22 protein-coding genes are annotated in these 21,623 nt (G+C 40.6%); 13 read left to right on the forward strand and 9 right to left on the reverse strand.

The window, feature by feature from the left end:
• Nucleotides 1–230 precede the first annotated feature (230 nt).
• The gene (gene aceK, locus AN395_RS07965) at nt 231–2,006 is read right to left on the reverse strand and encodes a bifunctional isocitrate dehydrogenase kinase/phosphatase (RefSeq protein WP_054982625.1); all 1,776 of its coding nucleotides are present in this window, start codon (nt 2,004–2,006) and stop codon (nt 231–233) included.
• 117 nt (nt 2,007–2,123) lie between these two features.
• Here aceK and AN395_RS07970 point away from each other — a divergent pair, with 117 nt between their 5' ends.
• The 3 genes from AN395_RS07970 to AN395_RS07980 all read left to right on the forward strand — a co-directional run bounded on the left by AN395_RS07970 (nt 2,124) and on the right by AN395_RS07980 (nt 4,578).
• Nucleotides 2,124–3,071 (forward strand): LysR family transcriptional regulator, encoded by a 948-nt coding sequence (locus tag AN395_RS07970; RefSeq protein ID WP_054982626.1) that lies wholly within the window; start codon nt 2,124–2,126, stop codon nt 3,069–3,071.
• 82 nt (nt 3,072–3,153) lie between these two features.
• On the forward strand, nt 3,154–3,603 hold the full coding sequence (locus tag AN395_RS07975; protein ID WP_054982686.1) for an N-acetyltransferase: 450 nt from the start codon (nt 3,154–3,156) through the stop codon (nt 3,601–3,603).
• Between the two features lie 543 nt (nt 3,604–4,146).
• The gene (locus tag AN395_RS07980; RefSeq protein WP_054982627.1) at nt 4,147–4,578 is read left to right on the forward strand and encodes a hypothetical protein; all 432 of its coding nucleotides are present in this window, start codon (nt 4,147–4,149) and stop codon (nt 4,576–4,578) included.
• 12 nt (nt 4,579–4,590) lie between these two features.
• Here AN395_RS07980 and icd read toward each other — a convergent pair whose 3' ends face one another.
• A complete protein-coding gene (gene icd / locus AN395_RS07985) occupies nt 4,591–5,841 on the reverse strand; it encodes an NADP-dependent isocitrate dehydrogenase (RefSeq protein ID WP_054982628.1) in 1,251 nt (416 codons plus the stop codon).
• Nucleotides 5,842–6,008: 167 nt separating this feature from the next.
• Between icd and AN395_RS07990 the strand changes: the two genes are divergently transcribed.
• The 3 genes from AN395_RS07990 (at nt 6,009) to AN395_RS08000 (ending at nt 8,884) form a co-directional block, all read left to right on the forward strand.
• On the forward strand, nt 6,009–6,722 hold the full coding sequence (locus AN395_RS07990; RefSeq protein ID WP_235576557.1) for a hypothetical protein: 714 nt from the start codon (nt 6,009–6,011) through the stop codon (nt 6,720–6,722).
• A gap of 1,002 nt (nt 6,723–7,724) precedes the next feature.
• Nucleotides 7,725–7,892: a hypothetical protein gene (locus AN395_RS19515; protein ID WP_024033460.1), complete on the forward strand. Its 168-nt coding sequence runs from the start codon at nt 7,725–7,727 to the stop codon at nt 7,890–7,892.
• Nucleotides 7,893–8,023: 131 nt separating this feature from the next.
• Nucleotides 8,024–8,884: a transporter substrate-binding domain-containing protein gene (locus AN395_RS08000; RefSeq protein ID WP_054982629.1), complete on the forward strand. Its 861-nt coding sequence runs from the start codon at nt 8,024–8,026 to the stop codon at nt 8,882–8,884.
• Between the two features lie 29 nt (nt 8,885–8,913).
• On the opposite strand, the gene AN395_RS08005 is transcribed toward AN395_RS08000, so the two are convergent.
• The 5 genes from AN395_RS08005 to rnm all read right to left on the reverse strand — a co-directional run bounded on the left by AN395_RS08005 (nt 8,914) and on the right by rnm (nt 12,474).
• Nucleotides 8,914–9,489, reverse strand: a complete 576-nt coding sequence (locus AN395_RS08005) for a YceI family protein (protein WP_054982630.1) — start codon at nt 9,487–9,489, stop codon at nt 8,914–8,916.
• A 1-nt stretch (nt 9,490) separates the two neighbouring features.
• Nucleotides 9,491–10,039, reverse strand: coding sequence for a cytochrome b (locus AN395_RS08010; RefSeq protein ID WP_054982631.1), 549 nt, complete (start codon nt 10,037–10,039; stop codon nt 9,491–9,493).
• Nucleotides 10,040–10,157: 118 nt separating this feature from the next.
• A complete protein-coding gene (locus AN395_RS08015; RefSeq protein ID WP_054982632.1) occupies nt 10,158–10,997 on the reverse strand; it encodes a ScpA family protein in 840 nt (279 codons plus the stop codon).
• A 5-nt stretch (nt 10,998–11,002) separates the two neighbouring features.
• On the reverse strand, nt 11,003–11,623 hold the full coding sequence (locus tag AN395_RS08020) for an L-threonylcarbamoyladenylate synthase (RefSeq protein ID WP_054982633.1): 621 nt from the start codon (nt 11,621–11,623) through the stop codon (nt 11,003–11,005).
• The gene (rnm, locus tag AN395_RS08025) at nt 11,620–12,474 is read right to left on the reverse strand and encodes an RNase RNM (RefSeq protein WP_004586790.1); all 855 of its coding nucleotides are present in this window, start codon (nt 12,472–12,474) and stop codon (nt 11,620–11,622) included. The genes AN395_RS08020 and rnm overlap by 4 nt, the downstream gene beginning before the upstream one ends.
• A gap of 449 nt (nt 12,475–12,923) precedes the next feature.
• Here rnm and AN395_RS08030 point away from each other — a divergent pair, with 449 nt between their 5' ends.
• Genes AN395_RS08030 through trpA form a run of 6 tightly spaced genes read left to right on the forward strand, consistent with a single transcriptional unit; the run spans nt 12,924 to nt 19,512 of the window.
• The gene (locus AN395_RS08030; RefSeq protein ID WP_054982634.1) at nt 12,924–14,492 is read left to right on the forward strand and encodes an anthranilate synthase component 1; all 1,569 of its coding nucleotides are present in this window, start codon (nt 12,924–12,926) and stop codon (nt 14,490–14,492) included.
• A gap of 1 nt (nt 14,493) precedes the next feature.
• Complete coding sequence (locus tag AN395_RS08035) at nt 14,494–15,096, forward strand: aminodeoxychorismate/anthranilate synthase component II (protein WP_054982635.1); 603 nt, start codon at nt 14,494–14,496, stop codon at nt 15,094–15,096.
• Between the two features lie 11 nt (nt 15,097–15,107).
• Nucleotides 15,108–16,145 (forward strand): anthranilate phosphoribosyltransferase, encoded by a 1,038-nt coding sequence (gene trpD, locus AN395_RS08040; protein ID WP_054982636.1) that lies wholly within the window; start codon nt 15,108–15,110, stop codon nt 16,143–16,145.
• The gene (gene trpCF, locus AN395_RS08045) at nt 16,138–17,502 is read left to right on the forward strand and encodes a bifunctional indole-3-glycerol-phosphate synthase TrpC/phosphoribosylanthranilate isomerase TrpF (RefSeq protein WP_054982637.1); all 1,365 of its coding nucleotides are present in this window, start codon (nt 16,138–16,140) and stop codon (nt 17,500–17,502) included. Before trpD ends, trpCF begins: the two co-directional genes overlap by 8 nt.
• Nucleotides 17,503–17,509: 7 nt before the next feature.
• Nucleotides 17,510–18,694 (forward strand): tryptophan synthase subunit beta, encoded by a 1,185-nt coding sequence (trpB, locus tag AN395_RS08050; RefSeq protein WP_054982687.1) that lies wholly within the window; start codon nt 17,510–17,512, stop codon nt 18,692–18,694.
• Nucleotides 18,691–19,512: a tryptophan synthase subunit alpha gene (trpA, locus tag AN395_RS08055; protein ID WP_054982638.1), complete on the forward strand. Its 822-nt coding sequence runs from the start codon at nt 18,691–18,693 to the stop codon at nt 19,510–19,512. The genes trpB and trpA overlap by 4 nt, the downstream gene beginning before the upstream one ends.
• A gap of 63 nt (nt 19,513–19,575) precedes the next feature.
• Here trpA and AN395_RS08060 read toward each other — a convergent pair whose 3' ends face one another.
• Both AN395_RS08060 and AN395_RS08065 read right to left on the reverse strand, forming a co-directional pair.
• Nucleotides 19,576–20,154 carry a type 1 glutamine amidotransferase domain-containing protein gene (locus tag AN395_RS08060; RefSeq protein WP_004586797.1) on the reverse strand — a complete coding sequence of 193 codons (579 nt, stop codon included), beginning with the start codon at nt 20,152–20,154 and terminating at the stop codon, nt 19,576–19,578.
• A gap of 398 nt (nt 20,155–20,552) precedes the next feature.
• A complete protein-coding gene (locus tag AN395_RS08065; RefSeq protein WP_004586798.1) occupies nt 20,553–20,822 on the reverse strand; it encodes an HU family DNA-binding protein in 270 nt (89 codons plus the stop codon).
• Nucleotides 20,823–20,994: 172 nt separating this feature from the next.
• Here AN395_RS08065 and AN395_RS08070 point away from each other — a divergent pair, with 172 nt between their 5' ends.
• Entirely contained in the window at nt 20,995–21,570 is a 576-nt protein-coding gene (locus AN395_RS08070) for an inner membrane-spanning protein YciB (protein WP_004586799.1), read from the forward strand.
• The last annotated feature ends 53 nt before the right edge of the window (nt 21,571–21,623 follow it).

Here is a 21,623-nt window from a genome sequence, read left to right on the forward strand (position 1 = left end):
GCGTCCTGCTCACGCCCCTTACCTACATCCATGTAGGCAACAAAGAGTAAATGGCCCCTAGGCAGAAACCCTTCGGGCAGCGCCTGTTTGGCATTTATGCTACGTTATCGCCTATTTATGGGGAACAACCACACTACATAGGCTCTGCCTTGCCTAATTACCAAACAGACGGCTGCAAATTTAACCTCGAAAGATAAACAGGCCCTAGCTAGACATGGGGTTAGTTATTTTTATTTAAACCGCCAGCTTTGTTTATACGGGTATACGTCAGGTAAAAAGCCTGATTTAATTTGTTGTTGGCAAGCTTGCCAAAAATCAGCTAAAAACAGATCGTTATGTTCGCAGTTAAAATAGTTAAATGCCGTTTCGTTTGCGCTAAAAAACACCTTAAACTGACTGGGGAAAATATCGTTTTCTGCTATATCAAAATAACTGTTGGCGCTTAGCTCCTCCTGGTCGTTTTGTGCACTAGGTACATCTCTAAAGTGACAATCAGTTAATGGGCAAATTTCATCAAAGTCGTAAAAAACAACGCGCCCCCAACGGGTTACACCAAAGTTTTTCATTAGCATATCGCCTGGGAATATATTAGCACCGGCTAAGTCTTTAATCGCTTTACCGTAGTCGGTCATAACCTGTTGTAATGCTTTGTTAGAGCAGTGATTAATGTATAAATTAAGCGGCGTCATTTTTCGCTCAACATACACATGCTTTAAAATAAGCGCCTTACCCGATATAACCATGCTGCTGCCAATTTGTGCCTTCATTTGCTTAAGTAACTCGTCGCTAAAGCGGCTGAGGTCGAACGCTAAATACCTAAATTCGTGTGTATCTACTAAGCGTCCTACGCGGTCGGCTTGCTTTACAAAGTTGTACTTGGCTTTTACTTGCGCTTTGGTGGCTGTTTTTGGTGCACTAAATTTATCTTTTATTACTTTATAAACGTAGTCTAGCCCTTCAATGGTAAATACCAGCATAACCATGCCGGGAGTACCTGGGGCTGTCACGTATTTAAAATTAGTAGGGCTATTTTTAGTGGTATCAACTTTGTAACGATAAAACTCTGTTTTAGCGTGCTTAATAAAGCCAATGGCGTTAAATAACTCAAAGCGTTTTTTATGTGGCATCAGCACGCTTAAGTAATCTACATAGCGCGCGGGTTGATCGGTATCAACCATAAAATAGGTACGAGCAAAACCAAACAGTAAACTTAACTGATCGGCGCCCATCATTACGGCATCAAGCTTTAACCCTTTATTAGTATTTAATATGGCGATAGCAAAAGGCATATTATCGCCATTTTTAGCAATACAGCGCCCTATTAAGTAACAGGCTTTGTTTCTAAAAAATAATGAATTTGCGTATTCTATAAACCCGTCGTTTAAATTTATAAGCTCATACACTTGTTTGCATTGTTGCTTTGCACCGGCCATTAACGTTGTTTGCAATGCCTGTAAATCGGCGTCTAAATGACTAAAAGGCACTCTAAATGCTTGGCGGGTAATGAGCGTTTTTACAGCATGGTTAAACCCATCTTTAAACGATATTCTGCTTACTAAGTTTTCATACGAACGCGGCTCGCTTCTGTATTTTGCTTTTAATACAAACAAATGTACGGTACGAATTTTTTTATCGTCCCAAATTGCACCAAAGGTAGAATTAAAAAAGGTATGTGCTATGGGTTTGTTTTCATGATTTTGCACCATATCGCCGTATAGATTTTTAGCTAGTTGCCATGTTTGCGAACATGTCAGTTCAGCGTAAGCAATAACTCTCACAGCTTCACTGACATTTTTTACTTCACGTTCGTACACTTGTAAGCGTTCGCGCATGGCAGTTTGCACATCGTGATATTTTTGTTGTTCAAACCGGCTTTGCGCACCTAGGGTAATATTTAAAAACTGCGCAAACATTGCTTCAAAGCCTGCAAAAACAGCGCGGGCCAACTTAGTAGCAATAACTTGCTGTAGCGCATTATTGGTTTGATTAGTTAACGATTTTGACATGGTTACAACACTTTTATTTTTACCACTTATAGCGGTTATTTTTTATTAATTGTTTACACCTTAGCAAGCAGGCTTTAATTTAGGTAATTAATAAAGCATATAAATAAAATTGATCATATGAATATACGTAACGTCGATCTCAACTTATTAGTGTACTTAAATGTGCTCATTGATGAAAAAAGTGTTTCAAAAGCAGCTAATAAACTCGCACTAACACAACCAGCCATGAGTAACGCACTCAAACGATTACGTGACTTATTTGACGACCCACTACTTGTGCGTGCCGCAGGCTCTATGACCCCCACCAGCAAAGCACTTAGCTTAAAGCCTGAAATAGAGTCTCTTTTAAAAATGGCAGAGGCGATTACTCAGCCCAGTGAGCAATTTAACCCGGCAACGGCAGAGGTGACTTTTAGAATAATGGCAAACGACTACATGGAGTCGACCTTAATTGCCCCCTTTATTACTGAGCAGTTAACTAAAAACCCAGGGGTTAATTTTGATGTACTTAGTCCAAGCGATGTAAACCTACAAGATATGGAAAAAGGCACTATTGATTTAGCCATAAACCGTTTTAATGGCTTGCCTCGCTCGTTTCATCAAGCCAGTGTTTGGCGCGATAATTACTGCTGCTTAACCCACCCTAAAAATACCTTTTTACAGCATTCAAGCCTTGAAGATTATCTGCAAAAAGAACATATTTGGGTAAACCGTGCTGGCTGGGGGCCAGAAGCCGCCGTTACCAATAAATCAGGCAAGCAAAAACTAGGTTGGGTAGATGAAGCACTTTGGCAGCTAGAACAAACGCGTAAAATACGGGTGTTTACACGCCACTACATGATTGCAAGTTTGCTATGCCAATCAGAGCAACTTATTGCTACTTTACCGCGCAGGCAGGCTAAATTATTAACCACACATACCGATTTAGTCATTAGCCCAGTACCGTTTCAAATAGTTCCTATTGAGGTAAAAATGATATGGAGCCCGCTGCTTCAGCATGCTCCCGCACACCAGTGGTTACGCCGTGAGTTGCTTGAGTTTGCTAAAACAATTGCTGATAGGTAGTTTGTTATTCCCAGCTCATCAGGCGCTAGCGTTTTCAAAAATTGGCATAATGTTTTCGCTTAACTTTTTGCAGAAGAATACAATGATCGACAAACTTAATAATAAGAATACCGAGATAGCAAATATAATTTTTACTGTCTTTCAAAAGTCCTATGCTATCGAAGCTGGTTTGATAGAGGCACTTAACTTTCCTCCTTTGGCACGTAATACTGAAGATATTAAAAAGTCAGAAACAACCTTTTATGGCTTCACCGAAAATGAATGTTTAACAGCGGTTATTGAAGTAGATACAAACAGCCAGTGTTTAGATATATGCAGCTTAACTGTTGACCCTAGTTATTTTAAAAAAGGTATCGCAAGTAAGCTAATAAATTATGTTTTAGAAATGAGTGATTTATCTTATGCAAGAGTTGAGACTGCGGTTGCTAATACTCCTGCAATAAATTTATATAAAAAGCATGGCTTTGTAGAGTTTAAAAGATGGACACCGTCACATGGTATAGAAAAGCTAGCTATGTCGGTTGTCACTTAAAGCATTATTAAAGAAACAAATTTATACAAATGGATAGTGCATCAATAATTGCGAGGAGTGTTATGTATGGCGGTATAGGTATTGTGCAGCTTATTGTCAGCGCTATTTTGAGAACCATTCTCTACTTTATTAAAATTTAATATTACTGCAGTTAAATAAAATGAATGCTCAAATAAAAAAGCGCCATGATATTCAACTTTGGGAAAATACCATGGCGCTTTTGAAATCGTAGAAATAGGAGTGAACCCTACCCTTTATATTTAGCAACCTTGATGCCAATCCACCACAAAAATAAAAAACCCTTAAAATCAAACACCTAATTAAATTATAATTTTAATTATTATTTAGTGTGTCCCAGTTTTGTGCATTTTTATAGGTTTTTGCACCACTTTAATTACGCATGCTAAGTGGGGTTAAAGTACTTTTTGGCTAGTTGTTATTTACTATTGATAAAATCAATGTCAGTTATTGAAAACAACAATTTCATTAATAATACACTTAGCGCTAAAGTGAAGTTAAGCCAACAAACTAAGAGTAATGATTATGACAACATCAAGCTTCACACAACAAGACGGGTTATTTATTGATGCCAATTTACATCAGTTTATTACCCAGCAGTTATGCACTAAAACCAATGCCGCTGAGACATACCAAGCACTTGCTACCTTGGTTGATGAATTTGGTTGTAAATGCCGTAAAACAAAGCACCAGCCCAATGACATTTTAGAAGTAGATACGCTACTGCATGCGTACCAGCGTAAAAACCACCCGCTTTGCCATGTAGATGCACAAACAACCGAGGCCGTACTTGATGAATACTGCTGCCAAGTACCGGCTATTATTGTAGTTGCATTAATGGATACACTTAGCGGTACTCAGTGCGATGAACCTAATGCACACGATATTTACCACCGCGCTGCACAGCTTACTAATCACCCATGTGTACACAAGGCAAAAACAGCCACAGCGGCCTAATAATGGAGTTGCTTAAAAATACTCGATAACCTTTTGTGCAAAGTCACTGCAGCTTAGGGTTGTCGAGTTATTACTATTTTGCGCTAAATCAAAGGTTACATTACCGCTTTTGAGTGCTTGTTCGAGCGCTTTTTCAATCAGCGTTGCTGCCTCATCCCAGCCCATAAACTTAAGCATTAAAACGGCACTTAAAATACTGCTGCTTGGATTTGCTTTGTTTTGCCCTGCTATTCTCTCAAACGTGCCATGAGTTGGCTCAAAAAATGCCACATCGTTATTTAAATTAGCAGCCGGCATAATGCCCACTCCGCCAACTTGTGCGCTGAGCATATCTGCTAAAAAGTCGCCATTTTGGTTTGTGGTTGCTACCACATCAAATTGCTCTGGGTTCATTAAACATTGTTGCAGCATGTTATCGGCTATCACTTCTTTAATAATTAAAGGCGATTTATTAGCGCGTGCTATTTCAAGCCAGCGTCCGTTTTCGTGTGGGGTAGCGTTAAACTCATTTTGGGCTAAAGCAAACCCCCAACGTTTAAAGGCACCATCGGTAAATTTAAGTACATTTCCTTTATGCACAAGCGTTAACGATTCACTGTTATTTTTAAGAGCGTAATTAATTGCATAGCGTACTAGGCGCTCAGAGCCTTCTTTAGATATATTTTTTATACCTATGCCACACTCTTGAGAAAACCTTAGGCGCGTTACTCCCATTTCTTCACATAAAAAGTCGAGCATTTTCTCGCTCTCTACGCTGCCCGCTTGCCACTCTATTCCTGAATATACATCTTCGCTGCTATCACGCAGCACTGTTATGTTAGTTAAAAATGGATTTTTTAACGGCGATGGCAACGCACTTAACCCTTTAACAGTGCGCATATTTACAAATAAATCCATTTCGTGTCTTAGCGCCACATTTAATGAGCGAAAACCGCCGCCAAGAGGTGTAGTTAGGGGCCCTTTAATTGCTATTTTACACGCACGTACTGCGTTAATCGTCTCCTCTGGGAACCAATCGCCATCATATAACTTTGCTGCTTGCTCGCCGTTATATACTTGCATCCAGTGAATTTCTCGCTCCTTTGCATAACAGTGTGCAATGGCATTATTCACCACATGCTGCATAGCAGGTGTGACCTCTTGCCCAACCCCGTCACCATTAATATAAGCAATAATAGGGTTTACAGGCACATGCCATTGGCCTTTAGCATCAATAGTAATATTTTGTCCGTATTCAGGGATTTTAATATGCTGATAAGCCATGGTTAATACCTATACTAAAAATAGTGTTATCTAATTAAATCATGCCTGATTGAGCATGTATGCAATTTGCTTTTTATAATTGATATTAGTTAAAAAAATAACGAATTACGTGTGCTTAATTACGTAAATAGTGGGTCTAGTATTAAGCGCGTATTTAGGAGGTATAAATGAAGTTATTTTGGCTGTTATTGCTATTAATGTGCTCTTTAAAAGCCTCAGCTGTTGATGTGGTTATTCATAATTTAGACGCACTGACTACTAAGGGTCAAAAAACGGTAGCTACATGGGTAAATCAAAGCCTTAAAAAAACACAAAATACTTTAGGGCCATTGCAACAAAGCACCCTCCCTATTTATTTAAAGCCACAATATTTTGCTTTTGAACCCGTACCATGGGCTAGCGTAAAACGAAATAACCCCGACGGATTAGAGCTGCATATTGACCGCTACGCAAGTTTAAATGCATTTACAAAAGATTGGACGCTTTACCATGAGCTTTCACATTTATATTTACCACTACTGCCTTACTCTGGCTTTTGGTTAAGCGAGGGGTTTGCCAGTTACATGCAAAACGTAATAATGCGCAACAGCGGTGTAATTAGCCAAGCGCAATTTGTTCAGCGCCTAAACGCAGGGTTTGAGCGAGCACGCTTACAAACTAAAACAAAGCAACAGCCACTTAATACGCTTTCAAGTGATATGTGGAAGCAACGTGCACAACAGCGGGTTTATTGGACAGGGGCAGCATTTTTTGTAGAAGCCGATTTAGCCCTTCACAAACAAGGTAAAAGCGTTGCCGCTATAATAAAACAATACCAACTATGCTGCAGAGCTGCACGCACAAGTGCTAAAACGCTCATAAAAGAGTTAGATAAGCTCTAACGCAGTAGTATTTTTACTACCTTGTACGCGCAATATAATACGCGTACCGACTTTCCTGTTATTACTAAAACGCAGTTAAATACACTTTAAGTACTTTTAATAAGTGCGCAATACTCATCATATGCTTTTACATTGTAATTAGTAGAGTAAGCATTCATAAAACCATGTAAAAACGGTGTTTTGTTACACGTAACTTGGCTTTTACTGGCTAAAGCACTTATCACTTCATCTACATTAAAATGCACTTCGGTATGTGGAAAAATAAACGTACAAGGTACTTTTGCCGCAATATTTAAATGATTTCTAATTTGTGAAGGGTAAAAGCCAATCAGCTTTTTTAGGTGTGGATTGCCTGTTAATAACTGTGCGCGCCACGCGGCACTTGCGCCTGCACTAAACCCTATACAGGCTGTTGGCTCTGTAAGGTTATTAAATACATTTAAGAGCTTAGCTACGTAATTGTCATGGCCACAGTAATTTATAAATTTATTATAATAATACTTTTCACTATCAAGGGGTTGCAGTTCTCCTTTGTAGGGGTCTATAACCTCTGTATTGGCTTACATAATATCTAACAACCTCACTAAAGGTGCTGTTAAACCATAAATATCGCTGACTATTATGTAATTCATACATACCTTTTTAAGGTTAAAATCCATGCGTTTAAGCAGTTGATAAAATTAAGTATAAATAATTTTTAAATAAATAGCTTGCACACATTTTTTATTTAGGTTACCTTTCTTCTCTGGTCTTAAAAAACCACCGCGGTTAACCTTTTTACCCTGATCCAGTAAGCCCCGCAAAACGTATATTTTAAAGCTAAGTTATTGTACGGCGAGAACCCCTATTAATACCTTGATGATTTTTTTAATATCATCGCAAAAGTGTCATAAAGATCGTCAACACTGTAATGAAGCTAAACACAACATCGTTAATTTATTAACTGCATTTGGCTATAAAAAATAGCGCAGAGTAAATAACAAGAATAAAGTGAGTTTTATTATGTCTTATAAATACAATGGATCTATGATCCAAATTGCCCATCCGGTGCAATCAATTTCTGTAAACAAACAACGTGTTATTTTTAGTGATACACAAGGTTTGAAAAACGCAATGTTTCAAAAAGCAAGCGAAGCGCGCGAATTTGTAAAATGGTTAAAAGCCAACTAATCATTGTGAGCAATTAACTGCTTAAGCAGTTAATGTTAATAAAATGTGCCAGCTTTGTAGCTGGCATTTTACTTTGTTGCACTTAATTGACTACAATAGCGATACTTTCATTGTTTTAGGTAGTTGTAGTAATGCTCCGTGCATTTTTGTGTATCACCTTATATTTAAGCATTTCTTCAGTCAGTTACGCCCACACGATTAACTGGCTAACGCACGACTTTGCGCCCTATTACATTTTAAATGGAAAATACCAACACCAGGGGCGTGATGAAAGCGTTATATCCTTACTTGAGCAAGAACTTGAGCACATCACGTTTAATCGCCTTGTTATCCCCTCTGGCAAAGTTACGCAAGAACTAGCCAATAAATCGGCCACACATTGTGCCCTATCCCTTTATAAAAATGCATTTAGAGAAAAGTTTATTCACTTTAGTGAGCAAAACTCAACCACGGGCCTTTCACCTTCTGTTGCTATGCATAAAGGCTTGGCAAGCTCGCTTGAAGTGCCTAATGAGGAGGCGGTGTCTTTGTATGATTTATTGGCAGAGAAAAAGCTTACCTTAGGTGTGTCTATGAACCGCTCATACGGCGAGCAACTCGACAGCGTAATAAATAACACCCCCGATGTTGATATTGTTATTCGCCCAACGCGAAATAGTTTAGCCAGCCTTACCTATATGCTTAATTTAAAGCGCTTAGATATTTTATTAGGTTACCCAAGTGAGCACCATTATTTAGCTAAATCTATGTACTTTGAAGAGAACCTAACTCAGCGAGCGATTGTTGAAGCGCCACCGCTAAGTTATGGCTACATTGGCTGCACTAAAAATGAGCAAGGTGCTAAAAATATTCAACTATTAGATGAGCAATTAAAAAAAATTAAGCAAACCGAGCAATACCATCAAGTAATGTTACGCTGGTTACCCCCACATTTAAAACCCTTATTAGAATCAAGAATTCACGCTACAAAAAACAAAAACGCCACTAACTAAAGTGGCGTTTTAATTTAATCTACGCTTTATTATTTACGCACACCTTCAATAGACAGCCCAATATCAACATGGGTAGACGCTGGGCCTAAATTATAATCAATGCCGTAATCGGTTAGTCTTAAACTGGTTTCGCCCTCAAAACCAGCACGGTAGCCACCCCAAGGGTCTTGCCCTTCACCTACTTTATCCATTTCAAACGTAATGCGTTTAGTTACGCCATGTAAAGTAAAGTCACCCGTTACTGTGGCTGTATCATCATCGGTAAATTTCACATTGGTGCTTTTAAATGTTGCTGTTGGGTATTTATCCACATTTAAAAAGTCTTTACCGCGTAAGTGTTTATCACGCTCAGCATGGTTAGAGTCTAAACTTGCTGTATCTATATTTACTAAAATATTAGACCCAGTTTGCGCTTTAGCGTCGTAACTGAAGCTGCCATCAAAACGGTTAAATCGCCCGTGCAGCCAGCTGTAGCCTAAATGCTTAATTTTAAAGGTAACAAATGCATGCGCCCCTTGCGTATCAATTACATAATCTGCTGCATTTGCAGTGGCCGATAACATCATTACACCCGATAGAGCTGCACTTACTAGTCGTTTTTTCATGTTAGTATTCCTTTGGTTTGATCATTCTTGTTAAGGTTTTATCTTTATCAATAAAGTGGTGCTTTAATGCTCCCAGTGCATGCAAAACAGCCAAGCCAATTAATGTACACGCACCGTAGTAATGAATTTTTCCGGCAATATCGGCTTGTCCATCAAAGTTATAATCCAAAGCAGGTACATTAAATATTGAAAAAACAGCGATTGCTCTGCCATCGGCGGTAGAAATCAAATAACCCGCCACTACAATGACTGCTAAAATTAGGTACATAACAATATGCGCGGTATGTGCAATGTGGTTTACTGTTTTATTTTGACTAAGGGGGCGAGGTTTGGGGCTGAATACACGCCACAAAATTCTAAAAATAAGCACTGCGGCGAGCGTTATACCTATACTTTTATGTAAATCCAGTGAACCTTTATACCAGCTGTCATAATAGGTTAGCTCAACCATGTATAAGCCCAAGCCAAATAAACCAAACACGGTAAAAGCCATCAACCAGTGTAAAATAATGGCAATAAGACCATAAGATGTGGGCGTATTTTTAAACATGTGGGTTCCTCTAAATTCGATAATTTAAGAATATAGAGGGTGAAGAAAAACTAAAATAGCGTATACAAACAGCATCTGTGCATATACGCACATACAACTTGAGCTACAGTTTTACTAATTAGCTATTTGGCGTGTCGGTAAGGTTTATGTAAATTAGGCTATCAGGTGAGACTTGCAAACAGCTAATTAAGCCTTCTTTTATAAGCTCAAGCATAGCAATAAAGCTAACCACTACACCGCTTCGCCCTTCACTAAGGGGGAATAAATCGCTAAACGGCAGCGCTTTTTTTGCGTTACTCAGCTGGGCTAAAATTTGGCTCATCCGCTCACGGGTAGAGAGGATTTCTGCTGTCACTTGGTGATGCTCAATTGTTTTGGCACGCGCCATCACGTCGCTCAGAGCTAACATCAAATCTTTTAACTCAAGCTCTGGCAGGTTTTGAGCGGTATTTTCAATAACCGGCATAGTTGCATGTGCGACAAAAATATCACGGCCTACACGGGGGATGGCATCTATATTTTCGGCTGCTTTTTTAAACTGCTCGTATTCTTGTAAACGCTTGATCAGTTCTGCGCGGGGGTCTTCCTCTTCTTCGAGCTCCTCGTGCACAGGCAATAACAGACGCGATTTTATTTGCGCCAATAACGCTGCCATTACTAAGTACTCACCGGCAAGCTCTAACTGAAACTCACTCATCATTTCTACATAACTGACATATTGCTCAGTAATGCTAAAAATAGAGAGTTCGAGCACATCTAACTTGTGCTTTTTTATTAAATACAGCAGTAAATCAAGCGGTCCTTCAAAGGTTTCCAAAATAATTTCAAGTGCATCGGGCGGAATGTATAAATCTTCAGGTTTATCTACAACGGCTTTGCCATGCAAAAAAGCCAGTGGCAGCTTTTGCTGCACTGGCTCACTTTGAGTATTTTCAACGCCCGGTGTTGTATCACTCACACAGGTTACTCAAACGGGCGGGTGTCGCCACACCCTACACGCAAAATATGAATATCATCTTCTGATAGATCAATAACCGTGGTTGCTTGCTCTGCAAGGTGTCCGCCGTCAATAATTAAATCTACGTGTTTATCTAAACGCGTTAAAATTTCATCTGGATCTGATTCTGTAAACTCTTCTCCAGGTAAAATTAACGAACACGACATTAACGGCTCCCCAAGCTCTGCAAGTAATGCACATGCAATTGGATGCTCTATAACGCGCATACCAATGGTTTTTTTCTTATCGTTTAATAAACGTTTTGGCACCTCTTTTGTGCCTTTAAAAATAAAGGTGTATGGCCCTGGCGTATTATTTTTAATAAGCCTAAACATTTGGTTATCTACACGGGCATAAGTTGCCAGCTCAGATAAATCACGACATACCAGCGTAAAGTTATGGTGTTTTTCTATTCCACGAATACGCTCAATGCGCTCTTTTGCTTGCTTATTACCGAGGTTACACCCTATTGCGTAGCCCGAATCTGTTGGGTATACAACAACCCCGCCCTGTTTAATAATATCAACCGCTTGGCTAATAAGTCGTGGCTGTGGGTTTGCTGGGTGAATATGAATTAATTGACTCATGATAATGCTCCTTCTTGCCCTTCCCACACTTGCCAAACCCCTTGGCAGTCTTTGGGTAAGTATAAGTTTTTACCTAGCTCTAAATAACTAGTTGGAAAATGAAAGTCAGAACCTTGCGAGCACAGTAAACCGTACTCTTGGCTCAATTGCCCTAAAAATTGGCGTTCAGTAGGCGCTTGTTGCGGCTGCGCAACTTCCATGGCATCGCCCCCGTCACTTTTGTATTGCACAAGTAACTTACGTAACCATTTATTAGACATTTGATAACGCCCTGGATGTGCAAGTACTGCAACCCCGCCCGCAGCATGAATGGCGCTAATGGCTGTTTGCATATCACACCAATTACTAGGAACATAACCTGTTTTACTGCGCCCTAAGTATTTTTTAAATACCCCAGGAAAATTTTTAGCAACGCCTCTTTCAATCAATGCACGCGCAAAATGTGCACGGGTAATTTGGGCGTTTTCTGCCAGCGCCTTGGCTTGTTCGTAAATGCCATCAAAACCGTTTTTTGCCAGCCTTTTGCCAATTTCAATGGCGCGTTCATCACGCTTTTGCTGTTGCGCCGATAACAATGATGTAAGGGCATTGTTGTTTATATCAATATTTAGCCCAACAATATGTATTTCAAAGCTTTCCCACTTGGTAGAAATTTCTACGCCAGATATAAGCTTAAGCGGTAGGTTTTCTGTTTCGATAAACGCTTTTGCCGGCGTAATAGCAGCCACAGTGTCGTGATCGGTTATCGCAAACACATCAATGTTTTTTTCTACGGCGCGGTTTAATAATTGCTCAACTGTTAAATGTCCGTCTGAATGCGTTGTATGGCTGTGTAAATCGTATTTTATCAAAAGAAAACTGCTTAAATTTAAGGGTAATAGATGTTTATATAAGTATAACAACTTTTTTGACTAAATTGTTTTAAATAAACACTTGACACAAAAGCGCTAAATACGTTTTACTGTAGCCACTTTAAGACACATTAAGAATTAATAAAAATGATCAATTCAATTCAACACACTATTTGGTGGTGGCACTCATAATTTTTGGGTGATGAATTGTCGTGTCTAGCAAATATTCAAAACCCGCAACTATGCGGGTTTTTTTATAACTAAATTTTACGTATTTAATTTTTTATTTTGAGGCAAAAAAACATGAATAACGGTCTTACTCTTACACATCGTTGGTGGTGGCGCCTGATATAGCGGGACGGTAATGATCTGTTTGTAATTTAGATATCGTTATTCAAACCCCGCATTGCAAAAGCATTGCGGGGTTTTATTTTTTGAGGGAATGAGGTTTGATTTTTAGTCATATAACTACCACACCAGGCGAAGTTACTAGCATAACGCAAGTGCGCGACTACATTAGTAGCCCACTTGCACTTTATGCAGCACTTGATAAGCCTAATTCGCTACTGCTTGAATCAGCCGAAATTGATTCTAAAGACAGTGTTAAAAGCTTAATTTTAGTTGACTGCGCACTGCGCATTGTTTGCCAAGGTAAAACCGTCACGGTAAGCGCACAATCTAATAACGGTAAACAGTTACTGCCATATTTAAGAGCCAATGTACAAAGCTGCGATGCAACCTTAACCGACACAAGCCTAACTCTTGTTTATAAAGGCGGCTCTAATGACATTGACGAGGCAAGTAAACTGGTTGCCGATAATGCATTTAGCGCACTACGCACCTGTATAAACAGTATCAAAAGCACCACCGAAAACCCGTTTTCGGTATTTTTAGGCGGTGTATTTGCCTACGACATGGTGGCTAATTTTGAGCAGCTAAGCGACGTACCCGATGGCGAAAACACCTGCCCAGACTACGTATTTTACTTAGCCGAAACCTTAGTGGTTATCGACCATCAAAAACAAACCACCGAGCTTATTGGTAATGTGTTTAATGGCCCAGACGTACACGCTAATTGTTTTGAGGTAGGTAAAGAGCTAGAACGATTAAATGCCTTATGCGATAAAGCAGAAGAGTTTAGTGCGCCTATGCAAACAGGCATCTGCGATGTAAGTGTTGATATAAGCGATGAAACTTACTGCGAGCAAGTGGTTAAGCTTAAAAAGAACATCGTTGATGGTGATATTTTTCAGGTTGTGCCTTCGCGTACGTTTTCACTGCCCTGCCCTGATTCGTTGCACGCATATAGCCAGCTTAAAAAGCAAAACCCAAGCCCTTATATGTTTTATATGCGCGATGAAGAATTTGCTTTATTTGGCGCCTCACCTGAGTCTGCACTTAAATACGAAGTGCAAAGCAAACAAGTTGAAGTTTACCCTATTGCCGGTACTCGCCCACGTGGAAAATTTGCCAATGGCGCAATCAACCCAGATTTAGACAGCCGTATTGAGCTTGAACTAAGAAACGATCAAAAAGAGCGTGCCGAGCATTTAATGCTGGTTGATTTAGCTCGTAACGATGTGGCACGCATTAGTGTAGCCGGCACGCGCCATGCAAAAGAGCTATTAAAAGTAGACCGCTACTCGCAAGTAATGCACTTGGTTTCTCGCGTGGTGGGCACATTAAAGCCTGAGCTTGATGCACTACACGCTTACCAAGCGTGTATGAACATGGGCACGCTGGTAGGCGCTCCTAAAGTACGCGCTGCCGAACTTGTACGCCAAACCGAAGGCAAACGCCGTGGCAGCTACGGTGGCGCAGTAGGCTATTTAACAGGCGATGGTGCAATGGATAGCTGCATCGTTATTCGCTCAGCGTTTGTTAAAAATAATACCGCGTATGTGCAAGCAGGTGCAGGTGTCGTTTACGATTCTGATCCGCAAGCCGAAGCTAACGAAACCCGCGCTAAAGCCCAAGCGGTGATCACCGCCATAAAATCGACTTATGAGGCGGTATAAAATGAGCACAGCAAACCCAATGAAAATATACTTTTTAGATAACTTTGATTCGTTTAGCTACAACCTTGTTGATGAACTAACCATGCTGGGCTGTGAGCTTGTGGTATACAGAAATAACATACGTGCAGAGGTTATTTTTAATAAAATGCGTCAAGAGCCTGGGCAAGTATTATTAGTGCTTTCGCCAGGACCTGGTGCACCCAGTGATGCAGGTTGCTTAATGGAATTAATCGAACTGGCTAAAGGCCACTTCCCCATGCTGGGCATTTGTCTAGGGCAACAAGCACTTACACAAAGTTATGGCGGAGTAATCGGCCACGCTGGCGAAACCGTACATGGTAAGTCATCAATCATTAATTTAAACCCGCATCCGGTGTTTGAAGGAATGGGCAACACCATGCCCGTAGCCCGTTACCATTCATTAATGGCAACCAAGGTACCTGAAAATATTGAGGTAATTGCACAATTTGACGATATTCCTATGGCCATATATCACCACGACGATAAAGCGTTAGGTTATCAATTTCATCCTGAGTCAATACTTACGCCAAATGGTGCAATGCTACTTCAACAAAGTGTTGCGTACTTAACGCGCACCAACTAATAGAGGACATTATGAGTACCCAAGCACAAGAGACCATAAATGTTCAATACGCTATTGAGCAACTTATTCAAGGCAAGTCGTTAAACTATGCCCAATCAAACGCATTATTTAACCAAATAATGCAAGGTAACATGAGCGAAATAGAGCTCACTGCATTGCTAATCAGCCTTAAAATAAAAGGCGAAGTAAGCGATGAAATTGCCGGCGCTGCAGCGTCAATGCGAGAAAACGCCGTTGCCTTTACAACCGCTAGCACGCAACTTGCCGATAGCTGCGGCACCGGGGGCGATGGCTCAAACACGATTAATATTAGTACTACCGCGGCTATTGTTGCAGCTGCCGCGGGTATTAATATGGTAAAACATGGTAATCGCAGTGTATCGAGTAATTCGGGCTCTGCTGATTTATTAAAAGCGCTGGGCATTAATATTGATATGAGTCCAGCACAGGCTGCACATTGCCTTGAGAAAACCCATTTTACCTTTTTGTTTGCACCGCATTATCACAGTGGTGTACGCCACGCGATGGGCGTACGTACTGCGCTTAAAACACGTACCATTTTTAATATTTTAGGCCCGCTTGCTAACCCTGCTGCACCACACGTGCAATTACTGGGTGTTTACGATGAGTCTTTATGTATGCCAATGGCGCAAACACTTAAAACATTAGGCACTAAGCGCGCGATGATAGTGCATGGTTCTGGCACTGACGAAATAGCCCTGCACGGCCCAACTAACGTAGTTGAGCTAAACAATGGCGAAATAACGCAGTACACATTAAACCCAAGCGACTTTGACCTTGCAAACTATTCACTTGAACAACTAGCCGGTGAAGGCCCACAATATAACGCAAATGCAAGCCTTGCTATTTTACAAGGTAAAGGCAGTGATGCGCACAATGCTGCAATCGTGGTCAATGTGGCTGCACTTTTATACCTAAGCGGTAAAGTACAGTCATTAAAAGAAGGCGCACAACAGGTACAAACATTACTAAGTTCAGGCAAAGCCATGAACACATTAAATGCAATTATTGAGGTAAGTCATGGCTAATGTATTAGACAAAATTGTTGCTGATAAAAAACAAGAGCTAATAGAGCGTAAAGCCGCGCGCCCACTAGAGAGCTTTAAACACCTAGCAGTGCCAACCAGCCGCAGCTTTTATAAAGCGTTAGCAAAGCCGGGGACGCAGTTTATTTTAGAATGTAAAAAAGCATCTCCTTCAAAAGGACTAATAAGAGAGCCGTTTGATTTAACCGAGATCACCTCTGTTTATAAAAAATATGCTAGCTGCATGAGCGTACTTACAGATACTAAATACTTTCAAGGTAGCTTTGATTATTTAGAGTTTGTACGTAGCCAAGTAGAGCAACCACTTATTTGTAAAGACTTTTTTATTGATGAGTACCAAGTTTACATGGCACGTATTTATGGCGGCGATGCTATATTACTAATGCTTTCAGTGCTTGATGATGAACAATATAAAGCGCTACATGCAGTTGCCGACTCGCTTAACATGTCGGTATTAACCGAAGTAAGTAACGAAGAAGAAGTGCACCGTGCCCTTGCACTCGATGCGCAAATTATTGGTATTAATAACCGTGACCTTCGCGATTTAAGCACTGATTTAGCAACCACCGAAAAGCTACGTAAACTCATCCCACAAGATAAAGTGGTTATCTCAGAGTCAGGTATTTACACTCATCAAGATGTTAAACGCCTAGCGCCATTATGTGATGGCTTTTTAATTGGCAGTTCTTTAATGGCTGAGCGCGATTTAGAACAAGCCTGCAAAAAAGTGATTTTAGGTGATAACAAAGTGTGCGGTTTAACCCGAGCACAAGACGTACAGGCCGCTTACAACAACGGCGCAGTGTACGGTGGACTCATTTTTTACCCTAAATCGCCTCGTTATGTTGATTTAGATTGTGCGATTGAGCTGAGCCAAAGTGCGCCACTTAAATTTGTCGGTGTTTTTGTTAATGCAAGCCCGCAGCAAGTGGTACAATACGCGCACGAACTAAAACTTGCCGCAGTACAATTACACGGTCAAGAAAGTGACGATTACATTGCCGCATTACGTACACAGTTACCTAAAGGTTGTGAAATTTGGAAAGCACAGGCAATTAAAGATACATTGCCAACCCCAGCTACGGGCGTAGACCGCCATCTTTATGATACCCACAGCGATACACAAGCCGGTGGTACAGGTAAAGCATTTGATTGGGCAGTACTGCGCGACGCAACAACCCCCTTTATGCTAGCGGGTGGCTTAAATCCAGACAATATAAAAGACGCGCTTTCTCAAGGTGCCCTAGGCCTTGATTTAAATTCAGGCGTTGAAGAATCTGCGGGTAAAAAGTGCCCTATCAAATTACAAAATGCTTTTACAAGCATCAGAAATTATTGAGGTTATAATGCAAAATCCAGCTTATTTTGGCGAGTTTGGCGGTATGTTTGTACCTGAGCTACTTGTCCCTGCGCTTAAGCAGTTAGAGAACGAATTTAACAAAGCACAAAAAGACCCTGAGTTTGAGGCTGAGTTTACAAAATTATTAAACGAGTATGCCGGTCGCCCTACGCCGCTTACATTAACGCGTAATTTAATTAAAAACCCTAAAGTAAAACTTTACCTAAAACGTGAAGATTTACTGCACGGCGGCGCACACAAAACCAACCAAGTACTTGGTCAAGCGTTGCTAACTAAACGTATGGGTAAAAAAGAAGTTATTGCCGAAACTGGAGCGGGCCAACATGGCGTGGCAACAGCCCTAGCCTGTGCATTACTTGGCTTAAAATGCCGCATTTATATGGGTGCTAAAGACGTTGAGCGCCAACAGCCTAATGTATTTAGAATGAAATTAATGGGCGCAGAAGTTATTCCGGTAACCGCCGGCTCTGGCACATTAAAAGATGCGGTAAACGAAGCGCTACGCGACTGGTCTGCAAACTACCAAGACGCTCACTACTTACTTGGTACCGCTGCGGGTCCTCATCCATTCCCAACAATTGTACGAGAGTATCAAAAAATCATTGGTGAAGAAGCTAAACAACAAGTATTAAAAGCAGAAGGACGCTTACCGGATGCCGTACTAGCCTGTGTTGGCGGTGGCTCTAATGCCATTGGTATGTTTACTGACTTTATTGACGAGCCAAGTGTAAAACTTATTGGTGTAGAGCCTGCAGGTAAAGGCCTAGATACCCACGAGCACGGCGCTACAATTTGTAAAGGTACAAAAGGTATATTGCACGGTACCTATACGTACATTATGCAAAATGACGATGGCCAAATTGAAGAGTCATACTCAGTATCTGCCGGCCTTGATTACCCAGCAGTTGGACCACAGCACGCGTTTTTACACGAAACAGGCCGTGCTCAATATGTGGGTATTACCGATACAGAAGCCCTTGACGCGTTCCAAGCACTGGCTAAAAACGAAGGGATTATTCCAGCTCTTGAATCAAGCCATGCCCTTGCTTATGCGCTTAAATACGCCGAAGAGCAAACAGAAGAAAGCATTTTAGTGGTTAACTTAAGTGGCCGTGGCGATAAAGATTTAACCCACGTACACAGCGTTTTATCACAAGGAGGTCAGCTATGAGCCAGTTAAATACAGATCGTTACGGTAAAACCTTTGCTGCACTTAATGAGCAAAAACAAGGTGCATTTGTGCCATTTGTTACCATTGGCGACCCAGGTAAAGAGCAAAGTATTGCCATTATTAAAAGCTTAATTGATGGTGGCGCGGATGCACTGGAGCTAGGTATCCCGTTTTCGGACCCAATCGCCGATGGCCCAGTTATTCAAGCGGCGAATATTCGTGCTCTCGATGTAAACATTAACACGCAAGATTGCTTTGATATTATTAAAGAAATACGCGATTACAATGCAGATATTCCAATTGGCTTATTATTGTATTCAAACCTTGTGTTTAAACGCGGTTTAGAAACATTTTATAAAGATGCAAAAGCGGCGGGCGTAGACTCTATTTTAGTTGCTGATGTACCACTGCATGAATCTAAAATATTTAGAAAAGCAGCCATGGCAAACGGTGTAGACCCAATATTTATTGCCACACCCAATGCCGATGACGATACTCTGCGCCAATGTGCATCTTACGGCCGTGGCTACACGTATTTATTATCGCGTGCGGGTGTTACCGGCACCGATACTAAAGCGCAAATGCCAGCGGGTAACATAGTAACTAAGCTAAAAGAATACCATGCAGCCCCTGCTTTATTAGGCTTTGGTATTTCTACTCCCGATGATGTAAAAGCCGCCCTAAATGCCGGTGCAGCTGGTGCTATTTCAGGCTCAGCCGTTGTTAAAATTATTGAGGCCAACCTAAATGATTTAGACGCGATGACAACGCAGTTAAAAGCGTTTGTAGCTGATATGAAAGCGGCCACCGTGTTGTAAAAGCTTAAAATTTACACATTAAAAAAGGGCATTTTAAATGCCCTTTTTTATTAAGCTCTAAACTTAGTGAGCTTGATGCTTACCTTCTAAAATTTCTTCAATAAATTTTGCATTAAATGCTTCTAAATCTGCAGGGCTGCGGCTTGTTACTAAACCTTGGTCTACACTCACCTCTTCATCAACCCAGTTTGCGCCAGCATTGATTAAATCACTTTTAATGCTTGGGAATGATGTAACGGTACGGTCGCGTAATTTATTAATTTCGGCAAGTAACCAAGGGGCATGGCAAATAGCTGCAACGGGTTTGTTTTTCTCGGCGCCAAAAAAGCCGTCTATAAACGCTTTTGCGTGCTTATCTTGGCGTAACGTATCTGGGTTAAATAAGCCACCTGGCAGCATTAGTGCATCGTAATCGCTGGCACTGGCATTTGTAACAAGTTTATCTACGCTTACTTTGTCGCCCCATTTATCTTCATCCCAGCCGGTGATTTCACCCTCTTTTACCGACACAATATCGATATCGGCGCCGGCATTAAGTAAAGCATCACGTGGAGATAATAGCTCACTTTGCTCAAAGCCATCGGTGGCTAAAATAGCAATTTTTTTGCCTTGTAAACGAGTGCTTGTTTGTAATGTAGACATAGAGATCTCCTTATTGCGTTTAATAAAATGTTTCAATCACCCTATTAAAAGCATAACCGATGCCAAATTTAACCTATTGAAAATAATGGATAATATAAATTAAAGCTGTCAAAGCTATGTAAATCATTTAGAGGGTTTGAACAATCTACATAGCTTATTAAAGTGCGTATTAAAAACCAGCACACAAGCTTTGCTTATAAGATGAAGTAGTTAGGCATTAACTAAAAGCTGGGTATTTATTTTCTAGACGCACCCTATTAGCGGGGTGCGCCGAACTATCATTTTGTGATTAATAGCGCTAACTAAACCTAAAAAGGTAACCAGGCTATTAACAAGTATTGGTTGGAGGAACTAGTCGCTGGTACTGATCACTGGTACCGGTCAATGCAAGTTGCTATTTAAAGGAGATCTTTTAATGCTTTGGCTGGTTTAAATACGGGCTTGTTAGCGCCTTCTATTTCAATGCTTTCGCCTGTTTGTGGGTTACGGCCAGTGCGCGCTGGGTAGTAGCTTAAAGCGAATGTACCAAATCCATTAATTTGCACTTGGTCGCCTTCAGATAACGATTTAGTAATTACTTTTTGTAAGCTAGTAAGGGCTGCTTGTGTGTCTTTTTTTGTTAGTTCACTGCGTTTTGCTATTTGGGCAACAAGTTGTGCTTTGTTCATTGTAGGCTCCTAAATGCACACTTAATCAGTGTTGGTTAAGCGTGGGAATATGATGATGGATAATTAAAGCCACGCAGGCTAAGGCTTACAGGGCAACAAGTCAACCTTGTAGTTGCCTAGTGTTATGTGGTAAAAACTTCCCTGACTTCTTTTTGTATAATTTAGGTAGTATATGCACGCATTGATTGAATACATCCCGCTAATATTATTTTTTGCGGTATTTAAATTAGTTGATATTTACTGGGCAACAGGCCTTTTAATGGTCACTACGCTTATTCAAGTTGCGTATAGCTACTTTAAGCACGGCCATGTACCTGCCCGCCAATGGCTATTTTTTGCTATTGCAGCGGTGTTTGGCACATTAACCTTAGTACTCCACGATGAGCAGTATATAAAATGGAAAGCCACGTTAATTTACGCCGGCTTAAGCCTTACCTTATTAATTAGCCGCTACGTGCTGAATAAAAATCTTGTTAAAAAAGCCCTTAGCTCAATCCTCGAAAACGCCAACGACTCTAAACAGGCGATTGAAGTACCTGAGCCGGTGTGGAATAAGCTTAACTTAATGTGGGTTGCCATTACCGCAGGTATTGCAGTGCTGAATATTTACATTGCGTATAATTTCTCACTCGATTTTTGGGTTAACTTTAAAGTGTTTGGTTTAATGGCCATTACTTTTGTGAGTATTTTGATCACTATTTTTGCTTTGTATAAATACTTCCCTGATGAAGAAGAACCCGCAAAGTAAAACACCTTCGTCATAAAAATGTCGTCTTTGCTTGATAGCGTGTAAAAAAAATC

The sequence above is a fragment of the Pseudoalteromonas sp. P1-30 genome, from assembly GCF_001400005.1.
GTDB lineage: Bacteria > Pseudomonadota > Gammaproteobacteria > Enterobacterales > Alteromonadaceae > Pseudoalteromonas > Pseudoalteromonas atlantica.